Raw genomic sequence first — 10,018 nt, 5'->3', positions numbered from 1 at the left:
CTTAAGATGTTGTCCGTAGCCCCTCTTAAGCGGGAGGCGCATATTACGCTATCTCCATTTGATGTCAACAATTTATTTAAAATAATTTCAAAACAAATCTCGCTGCATCCCGCATCAAACATAGCCTTGGCTAATTAGCAACTTGTTAGAATTTCTAACTCGTTGCGAGAGTCCTAAGTGGTCTCCCTTGAAGCGAGGGCGCATTATAGAGACAACACATTCCTATGCAAGCACTAATTTAAAATAAATGTTTAAGTGACCAAAAAGCCATCAACCTGTGCATTTATTTGGCGATTTATGCTGAAAAATCGCGGTTTTAATTTGATATGATAGATCTGTTAATTTTAAAACAGGAATAACCATGGCCATTCGAAGTTATAAAGATAAATTCCCGAATATTGAAGAGCATTGTTATATAGACAGTTCAGCAGTATTAGTTGGCGACGTTACATGTGCCGAGCATGCCAGTATTTGGCCTCTTGTTGCTGCTAGAGGAGATGTCAACTATATAGAAATAGGTGCTCGAACTAATATCCAAGACGGGACTGTATTACATGTCAGTAGAGTAAGTGATTCTAATCCCTTAGGTTTTCCACTTGTAATAGGTGCTGATGTGACGGTGGGTCATAAATGTATGTTGCACGGATGTACATTGGGGGATCGTATACTAGTTGGCATGGGAGCCATTATTATGGATGGGGCGATTGTGGAAGACGATGTATTGATAGGTGCCGGCACATTAGTACCACCAAATAAAACTCTTAAGAGTGGTTATTTATATAAAGGCAACCCAATGCAACAAGCTCGCGCGCTAAAAGACAGCGAACTAGCCTTTTTAAAACAGTCAGCTCTAAACTACGTAAAACTTAAAGATGAATACATTGCCGACTCAGAGTAACTATAATTTCAATACCCATACACTTCAGTAGCGGTGAGCCATAACTCACCGTCAGTATTAAGGTTATCTTGTTCGAGTTGAGATTCGATTAGTTCTTCTAGTTCAAATTGCTTAGTTTCATAAAGTTTGATTAAGTCTGGTTTGTCTGAACCAACGATATAACAAATCAGCATTTGCCCTGACGACATTATATCTACTTTAAGTGCGCTTTTTGATTCAATATAAGTACAACCATCTAACACCTGGATAGCCTGGTTCATAGAGTACTTCTTAAGGATTGAATTACAGGGACAACATTTGGCCGATATCCAGTCCACAAATAAAAACTTTCGGCCGCTTGCCCGACTAACATGCCTAACCCGTCAAAGGTATTTACCACACCTAGGTTTTGCGCATGCTGCATAAATACCGTTGGTTTATCAGCATAACTCATATCATAAACACAAGTACAACTGCTAATGACAGAATCAGGGATCGCCGGTAACTCACCAGTTAAACTGGCGGAAGTTGAATTAATGATTAAATCGAAAGCTTGCGGCGCCTTATTTAGCTGGTTAAAGCCAAGACCAATAAAATTGTCTTGCGGTATTAACGCGGCTAACTGTTCGGCCTTTGCTTGTGTTCGGTTGGCAATGCTTAAAGATGCTGGCTCTAAAGCCAAGATTGATTGCAAGACCCCCCTAGCTGCACCACCAGCACCTAACAATAAAATGTGGGCATCCTTGATTTGCACCCCCAATCGCAGTAAATCTTGTACTAAACCACAGCCATCTGTGGTGTCACCTAAAAAACTACCATCTTCTCTCCTAATGACTGTATTCACTGCTCCAGCAATTTTAGCCGCAGCTGACAGTTCACCTACCCACTTTGCGACTTGTTCTTTAAAGGGTGCAGTTACATTACAACCCATTGCTTGAGGGTCTTGGAAAAAATCAATTAAGGTTGCAATAAAATCTTCTTTGGTAGCAAGGTTACGCCCGTACTCAATTTTAAGCTCAGCTTGTTCGGCAAACATCTGGTGAATACTAGGTGATTTACTTTGCGCAATTGGGTTTCCGAATACAGTATATTTATTCACGACAACCAATCTCTTGGATGCAAATAATTTGCATATAAATCCGCTTCTTTACTTTCTGGTTCAGGCTCGAAGCAATACTCCCAACGAGCTAGTGGAGGCATAGACATCAATATAGATTCAGTGCGACCACCCGTTTGCAAGCCAAACAATGTGCCTCTGTCGTATACTAAATTAAATTCAACGTAGCGGCCTCGTCGGTATAATTGAAAGTCGCGCTCTGTTTCGCCAAAACTTGTATCTTTGCGCTTTTCTACAATAGGCACGTAAGCATCTAAAAATCCGTTACCCACTGCCTGCATAAACTTAAAGCTCTTTTCAAACCCTTGTTTATTAAGGTCATCAAAAAATAACCCTCCAACCCCTCGAGTCTCGTTTCGATGTTTCAAATAAAAATAGTCATCGCACCATTTTTTATATTCAGGATAGACCTCATCGCCAAACGGTGCGCAAAGCTTATTAGCAACACTATGCCAATGCACAACATCTTCATGGAATGGATAAAATGGTGTCAGATCAAACCCACCTCCAAACCACCAAACCGCTTTTTCCCCTGGCTTTTCAGCTATAAAAAAACGTACATTGGCATGAGTGGTAGGCACATAGGGGTTATGCGGATGAAGAACCAAAGAGACTCCCACCGCTTGAAAGCTTCGACCTGCGAGTTCAGGTCGAGCGGCTGTGGCTGACGCTGGCAATTCTCCACCGTATACATGAGAAAAATTAACCCCACCTTGCTCTATTACGTTACCGCCAGTTAATACTCGGGTTCGACCACCGCCACCTAGCTCTCTTTGCCAATTATCCTCGACAAAACTTCCTTTGCCATCCACCAACTCTAAGGTTTGGCAAATATTATCTTGTAACTTAAGTAGATACTCTTTTACTTTTTGTAAATCTGGTACTGAATCTGCTGTCATCTGACTAATTGTCTCTTATAGTTTGCCCTGAAATTCCATGACGGATTTGACTAGGCTTATTTGCCCCGCCTAATTCGCCGTCCACCAACAATAGGGTCTTATCAAATTGATGAAATAAATGTGCTGGTGTAGTGGCAGGTTTTGCCCCAGACACATTAGCACTAGTGGATATCAAAGGCTTGCCAAATAACTCACATAATTGACTTACAACAAGGTGTTGGCTTACTCGTACGGCAACCAACTCACTGTCACCCGTCACCCACTTAGGGCATTGTTTCGACGCAGGAAGTAACCAAGTTACTGGTCCCGGCCAACTAGAAAATATCTCACTACGCATGTTCATGGGGATCTTCGCATCATCAACATAGGGCAATAATTGCGAATAGGTTTTGGCTACCAAAATCATCCCTTTTTCAATAGGACGTTTTTTCAAGGCCAATAACTTATGCACGGCAATTTCGTTATCAGGATCACATCCAAGCCCAAACACGGCTTCAGTTGGATAAGCTAACAATTCCCCTAGTTTTAACTTCTCAGCAATTAGGTCTGCATCTTCAGTGATTGATAGTGGTTTCATATTTAGTCAGTTTTCAACTCAATGCGAGCTTGTGCATCTGCCGCAGTATCTAACTCAGGTGCGCAAAACAAAATACGTGATGACGCGATATCTTGTTCAATCAAATAGCGTTTCAGGTTATTCTGACGTTGTGTTCCCATAGCTTTAAGTGTGGCTTGTTGCTCAGCGTTCAAAGTAGTTGATGTAGCTAACCCCAAATCAGAAAAAGTACCAATGGCACAGGTTTTTAATTGCAACTCTGATTTGTCTTGCATCAACAGTACGAGTTCAGATAAATATTGTTGATTTTCTTCTGTGAGTTCCACTATTCCGTTTTGGAACATTAATGGTTCAAACTTCACTTTCAGCAAGTATTCAGCACCGGAAATCGCCACAGACACCACTGACGCATAAGGTACAAAAGTGGTCATCAGATAACTTTTAGCTTGAGACATTGCGGCCTTTTTTAATACTAAGCCAAGGAAACTCTCTACACCAAATGAAGGTTCTGCGACATTTCCTCGCAGAGGTACTCCCAAATTAATATTACCTTGATCATCTTTTAATAACCCTAAGGCATAGTTTAACGGCATCGCTTTACCTTCTTTAAGGGTACCTTGTTCGACTTCGTCAGCGCTAGACATATCAACACCACGCAAAAACAACTTAGTCTCTCCGTCAATTTCTCCGTCTTCAATAGTTACCTCAACACCCACGTCTAACTGTCCAGTTTTCATCTCAAAACCCAAACCGTCTTTCACATAGGGAGACACGGAAGGTAAATCTAGTTCGTTTATATTGGCAGAAAACAATGCGTTGAGCTTATCGGCAAATGGCCTTGCGTGTCCTTTAGCTTCAATTTTTAAATAGTTATCATCTTTAGCAACCAATTCAAATCGGCTTTCTAATGAGTTGTCTCTGCTATCAAAGGGCCCTGCTTGTAAGGTTTCAATGCTAATATTTTGCACGAAGGCAGGAGAAACACTTTGGTCGTTGATTTGGATATGAGCTGTATCGCTAAGCAACAATTTTGCCACAGCAATAGTCAACGCAGTTGAGTCTTCTGGGGTAGATTCAACTTGTTCCGTCGTCTCAGCAGAGGGAATTTGTTGCGGTTTACTAGCCGAAGCCTCGGTATTATTTTGTACATCTGGAGTGAGTGCTGATGTATCTACCATACTCACGATACTTTTATCTGGGTTAACTTTAATATCGGTTTTAAGTCCAGCGATGGAAACAGTATCTATATTCATATGATTATCACTAAACTGGATATCAGAGACAGATAATTGCGCAACACTTAGAATCGGTGCAGGCTCACTCAATGTTTTATCTTCAGAAAGATTAAGCGAGTCGATGTCTAATTTCTCGATAACTACACTGGGTTGCATTTCCAATAACTGCACATCTGTAGTCATCTTAATCTGGTCCCAATTAACCACACTATTACTAGCAGTCTGCAATCCAACGTTACCTTGACTCAACTGAGTTGTCACTGCAGTCGTTAGCTGCTCAATGGCACCATTTGGTAAAACACTTACACTTAAATTATCAATTGTAATCACATCGCTTGCACCCTCAACAATCCAAGGGGCATAGTTAAGATCAAGGTCCGTCAAGGACAACACAATTTGCTCACTTTCTACTTGAATGTTTTCGGGAGCCAACTTAACTTTAGGGTTTCCTTTGAGGGAAAATTCGCCTGATATCCCTATACCTAATTCAATCAACATTGGACTTAAGGTCGACAGGTCCAATTGCTCCAAAGAAAAATCACTATCAATGCTACCTGCCCCAGAATGCAAGGAGATCTCTGACTCAAGTGTCATTGGGGCGCCATTAACTAATGCGTCGAGAGTGAGTGAAAGTTGTTGCTGCAATTGACTAAGTGACGCATTATTAATCAGCAAATCATTTAATAATAATGTTTGTGGATTGCCATCAATATTCGAATTGAACAATAGCCGCTTTAGCTGTAACTCTGGGATGACCAAAGTAAAATCTAATGTAGACTCCTCCTCTAACGGCTCTTCCAAAGCGACGTTTTGTTCATCATCTGAGCTTGCTGAAACATCCACTCCCGCAACTACCATTTGTTGTTGCGTTTTGACTATTTCAACTGCGGTACCTTCAATCAAAAACTCCGAGACATACAGTTGCTTAAGTATCAGTCGATGCAAATGAACACTCACCTCAGCATAATCGATTACCAATACTTGTTTTTTATTTTGATCGTATAGCTGAAAATCATTAACGGTTAGAGTACTAGTAAAAGGGTTAAATCTGACGGTACTAGTTTCACCCAGAGACACTCCCATTTCTTGTAACGGATCTGTAGCAAAGTGGCGCGCGGCAAATGGAGATAGAATCCAAATCAATACATACAATGCCACCAGCAGTGACAACAGATATTTTAAGCTACGGATAAGCAGGTGTGGTTTGTTTTTTTTGTTTTGGGAGGTCATGGTCAATATCTAATAAAATAGTTAAAAACTCTGCCCGGGTAGAGGGAGAGGTTTGTGGAATTATTGTGGTTTAGGGATCTTACATTGGCATTGCTTCTGTGGGCATATCAATTCAACTTCAGACGCTCCTTTTTTCTGTTGCATAATAGGCCAGTTGCATTTTGGACAGGGATGAGCAACAGGAGGAAAATTCAATAGGTATTTACATTTTGGGTAATTATCACATGCAAAAAATGACTTGCCAAACTTATTTGTGCGTTTAGTAATATGGCCTTTTTTACAGGCGGGACAAGTTAGTTTGGTATCTTCGCTGTTGGAGTTTGACTGAATATAATCACACTCAGGGAAATCGCTGCAGCCAATGAACAACCCAAAACGCCCTTTTTTAATGACCAACAAAGATTGGCATTTAGGACACGAAGAGCCTTCTATGATTTTAATCTCGGGGCTTTCATATTCGTGTAGGGGTTTGGAAAAGTCACATTCAGGATAATGACTGCAACCAATAAAAGCTCCAGACTTTCCTCGTCTGATAGTTAATTTAGCATTACATTGAGGGCAAGGTCCGAAGGCTTGCTCAGTGGCACTGGCAGAAAACAATGAGTGATCAATCTTAGACATGTTACAGATCACTCTTAATATTCATAGATAAAACACAATCAGTGCAGTGGGCCTTCTGGTTCTTCAAACAACAAATCTTCCATCTGAGCGTATGCATTTTCTTTTCCTGGCACATTAAATAGCACCATCAGCACTACCCACTTCAAATCCTCTAAGCAAAATTCTTTAGAATCGATTTCCATCACTCTATCGATTACCATTTCTCGAATAGACGAATCCAATACATTAATTTGCTCTAAGAACATTAGAAAACCACGGCATTCAACATCCAAACGCATTTCTTCATCTTGAGTATAGATTCGAGTTACAAAAGAATTAGGCCCTTTGGCCAAATAGGGTTTGATATCGGTTTCTTGCAGTGCAGCAAGTTTTTCTAGCCAAGACAGCGCTTTATAAATTTCATCGTGATGAAAGCCGGCTCGAATTAATTCATCTGTAAGCTCGTCTTGATCAACGCGAATTTCAGTTTCACTGTGAATAAAGTTTTCAAATAGATACATGAGGATATCGAACATACTATTTTTCCCCCAATTTAATGTAACCGCCGGAAACAGCAATCACTAAACCACGCAATTCATATTCTAATAATTGTGACATTACTTCTGTTACTTCTATGCCGCTGCGCTGAGCCACTATATCTAGTGGGGTGACTTCAAAATCTACACTATCTAACAATTTGTCTGAAGCCAAGCTTTGTGTTGTATTTTTTTGCAATTTATCAACTTTTTCACTCGATTCTGGCGAAATGAGATGTTGAAACTCCTCATTAATATCTCCTACACATGTTACTAACTTTGCACCCTGTTGAATCAAATGATGACAACCCGCTGACATAGGGTTGTGAATATTTCCTGGCAGCGCAAATACTTCTCTGTTTTGCTCTAAAGCGTATCTTGCAGTAATTAATGAACCACTCTTTATCGCCGCTTCAACAATTAAAGTACCAACAGACAATCCACTAATAATACGATTGCGTCTCGGAAAGTACTCTGGTCGCCCTTTTGTAGCAGGTGCAAATTCAGAAATAATCACGCCGTTATTTTGCAAAATATCTTCGGCTAGTTTGATATGGTGGCGAGGATACATTTTATCAATGGCAGTGCCCAAAACAGCGATAGTTGTATAACCGCCTGATACCGCTCCTCGATGCGACAAACCGTCAATACCAAGGGCTAAACCGCTGGTAATTGTCCAACCACACTCACCTAAACGGGATGCGAAAAAATGGGCATTTTCTCTTCCCTGTGGGCTGGGAGAGCGACTTCCTACCATAGCGAGTTGATAATTATTCAGTTCTTGAGGATTACCATAGCCAAATAACAGTGGCGGAGGACTGGCTATTTGCTTCAGTAAACTAGGATATTGAGGGTGCTCAAAGTGAATTAGAAAACGATTTTCCTTAGCATTGAGCCATTCTAGACTAGTACTAATGAGACACTCATTAGGGCGCAATATGGCTTCAATTTGAAGTTGTTTGAAGCCAATTTGTAATAACGATGCTTTAGGAGCAACAAACAAATCAGCCAACCCAATTGCATGTTTTTCCTTTAATTTAAATAAACTTGCTACGGAAAAATTAGGGATCTGAGTTAGCTTCAACCAATTTTCAAGTTCACGGCCCTCAGTGCCGCTAGCCTCAACATCCTGTTGCATCTCTTGCTCCTTAGACGATCCCTATAATTGAACTCTTTAGGGGTTAGCGACTATCATCCCCCTTTTAATGACTTTAGCTGATTTGGTAATAAGTGCATAACTCGCAGTATCAAATGCCTTAAACACTAACACTTCGCCTACCTTTAAAGCAGGTTGACTAATTTCATCCCCTTGGCTAAAGGCACTGCGGATAGTGTCAGACTCTCCTTCATACTTAGGCTGTTTTCCGTCAACTATTCTGGGTCCCTGACTATATATGCCCATTACCATTCCGGCCGAAACTTGGTCTGAGCCGAGATCTAGCACCACCACATTATATTTACCCAGCAAATTATGCTGTTCTAAGTCGTCAATAATGAAGCCGGTTTGATTTTCAGCCGCGACCAACATAACCTCACTTGGTTCAGCGGTGACTGCCGGAATTATTTTGTCACCGCGTTTAACTTCAAGGTTAGCTTCTAATATTCTGATTAATGCCTGATTATTTAGCTCAGTGTCCACTAACTTAGCTTTCGCCAAATAGCGCACTTGTAAGCCGATAAAGTTGCCTTCCATATCGAACAACTCATTTTGTTTTCTTACAATGCTTAAATTTTCTTTACTGCGACGCGCAGCTTTCCCGAGTATTAGATTATCGGTGGTATAACGCACAGCGCCTTCTTCATTACCTAGAACATAGGGATAACGGTCGTAAACCTGTTGCGTCATGATCATTTCATTTTCTATATAGGGTTTAATAACAGACCATGGCAGCGCGGGTATAGGATTGGCTGCTTTAAGTGATTTAACACCCTCGGGAGACAGTTTTATTTCAGGCTTTGCTGTCTCTCTTTTTACTTTGAGTACAGTTTCACCTTTTTCGTTTTTAACTAACCGTAATTCGTCGCCGGGATAAATAAGGTGTGGATTAGTGATATATGTATTAGTGCGCCACAACTCTGGCCATTGCCAAGGCTTGTCCAAATACATATTGGAAATGCCCCACAGAGTATCGCCCTTTTGCACTATATACACTTCAGGAGCGGTATCCTTTACCAAAATGCTCTGTGCGAAACTATAGATCGGCAAAAGCACCAACAGTAACAGCGACCTAATTAATTTATTGCTCGTCATTCTTATATACACCTTGATGCAGTGACTATTATGTTTTGGATCGATTTACGCTAGAATAGCGCAGCTTGAAACGTATTAAATAGTCAATTCTATTTGATCGTATAGTAAATAATACACACACCAATACTAACTCTATCACTGTAGCGTAAAGTTTCTATTGGTTACATTAGTTCCTGAGTCTGAGACTCATTATAGTTGAATAATACAATGGCAATATTAGATGTATTGCGCTTTCCCGATGAGAGATTGCGCACAGTAGCAAAAAAAATTGAAGATGTTGATAAATCGATTACCGCCTTAATCAGCGATATGTTTGAAACTATGCGTGATGAAAACGGTATTGGTTTAGCGGCAACACAGGTCAACATTCATAAACGATTGGTGGTGATGGACGTCTCTGAAAATCAAGATGAACCTTTAGTATTTATCAATCCTGAAATTACTCACAGAGAAGGCAAAACCATTAGCGAAGAAGGTTGTTTGTCAGTACCCAACAATTATGCACAAGTCGAAAGATCTGAAAAAATTACAGTTGAGGCACTTGATAAAACGGGCAAACCTTTTTCCTTAGAAGCAGACGGTTTGTTGGCTATCTGTATTCAACATGAATTAGACCATTTAAAAGGTAAGTTATTTGTAGATTATCTATCTCCTCTTAAACGCCAAAGAATAAAGACTAAGTTAGAAAAAGAAGCCCGACTCGCGGCAAGAGGCTAA

At 40.5% G+C, this 10,018-nt stretch carries 11 protein-coding genes; 2 read left to right on the top strand and 9 right to left on the bottom strand.

From position 1 onward, the window contains the following. Nucleotides 1-361: 361 nt before the first annotated feature. Complete coding sequence (locus KO534_RS09255; RefSeq protein WP_215929367.1) at nt 362-898, top strand: gamma carbonic anhydrase family protein; 537 nt, start codon at nt 362-364, stop codon at nt 896-898. Nucleotides 899-906: 8 nt separating this feature from the next. Here KO534_RS09255 and KO534_RS09250 read toward each other — a convergent pair whose 3' ends face one another. From KO534_RS09250 to KO534_RS09210, 9 genes are read right to left on the bottom strand one after another with little or no spacing between them, the layout of a single operon-like run. Beyond that, nucleotides 907-1,158, bottom strand: coding sequence for a hypothetical protein (locus tag KO534_RS09250; RefSeq protein WP_215929370.1), 252 nt, complete (start codon nt 1,156-1,158; stop codon nt 907-909). Next, nucleotides 1,155-1,976 (bottom strand): shikimate dehydrogenase, encoded by an 822-nt coding sequence (aroE, locus tag KO534_RS09245; RefSeq protein WP_215929366.1) that lies wholly within the window; start codon nt 1,974-1,976, stop codon nt 1,155-1,157. The genes KO534_RS09250 and aroE overlap by 4 nt, the downstream gene beginning before the upstream one ends. Beyond that, complete coding sequence (hemF, locus tag KO534_RS09240; RefSeq protein ID WP_215929365.1) at nt 1,973-2,893, bottom strand: oxygen-dependent coproporphyrinogen oxidase; 921 nt, start codon at nt 2,891-2,893, stop codon at nt 1,973-1,975. The genes aroE and hemF overlap by 4 nt, the downstream gene beginning before the upstream one ends. A 4-nt stretch (nt 2,894-2,897) precedes the next feature. Then, a complete protein-coding gene (locus tag KO534_RS09235; protein ID WP_215929364.1) occupies nt 2,898-3,470 on the bottom strand; it encodes a Sua5/YciO/YrdC/YwlC family protein in 573 nt (190 codons plus the stop codon). Between the two features lie 2 nt (nt 3,471-3,472). Continuing rightward, nucleotides 3,473-5,914: a DUF748 domain-containing protein gene (locus KO534_RS09230; RefSeq protein WP_215929363.1), complete on the bottom strand. Its 2,442-nt coding sequence runs from the start codon at nt 5,912-5,914 to the stop codon at nt 3,473-3,475. 60 nt (nt 5,915-5,974) lie between these two features. Further along, the gene (locus KO534_RS09225) at nt 5,975-6,535 is read right to left on the bottom strand and encodes a DNA topoisomerase family protein (RefSeq protein ID WP_215929362.1); all 561 of its coding nucleotides are present in this window, start codon (nt 6,533-6,535) and stop codon (nt 5,975-5,977) included. Nucleotides 6,536-6,573: 38 nt separating this feature from the next. After that, nucleotides 6,574-7,050, bottom strand: a complete 477-nt coding sequence (locus tag KO534_RS09220) for a DUF494 family protein (RefSeq protein WP_215929361.1) — start codon at nt 7,048-7,050, stop codon at nt 6,574-6,576. 1 nt (nt 7,051) lies between these two features. Beyond that, nucleotides 7,052-8,188 carry a DNA-processing protein DprA gene (gene dprA, locus KO534_RS09215; protein ID WP_215929360.1) on the bottom strand — a complete coding sequence of 379 codons (1,137 nt, stop codon included), beginning with the start codon at nt 8,186-8,188 and terminating at the stop codon, nt 7,052-7,054. A gap of 36 nt (nt 8,189-8,224) precedes the next feature. Beyond that, the gene (locus tag KO534_RS09210) at nt 8,225-9,301 is read right to left on the bottom strand and encodes a LysM peptidoglycan-binding domain-containing protein (protein WP_215929359.1); all 1,077 of its coding nucleotides are present in this window, start codon (nt 9,299-9,301) and stop codon (nt 8,225-8,227) included. Between the two features lie 207 nt (nt 9,302-9,508). Here KO534_RS09210 and def point away from each other — a divergent pair, with 207 nt between their 5' ends. Continuing rightward, on the top strand, nt 9,509-10,018 hold the full coding sequence (gene def, locus KO534_RS09205; protein WP_215929358.1) for a peptide deformylase: 510 nt from the start codon (nt 9,509-9,511) through the stop codon (nt 10,016-10,018).

It is taken from the genome of Paraglaciecola arctica, assembly GCF_018861065.1.
GTDB lineage: Bacteria > Pseudomonadota > Gammaproteobacteria > Enterobacterales > Alteromonadaceae > Paraglaciecola > Paraglaciecola arctica_B.
The sequence above is the reverse complement of the archived record's forward strand: the minus strand, read 5'-3'. Positions and strand labels throughout refer to the sequence as shown.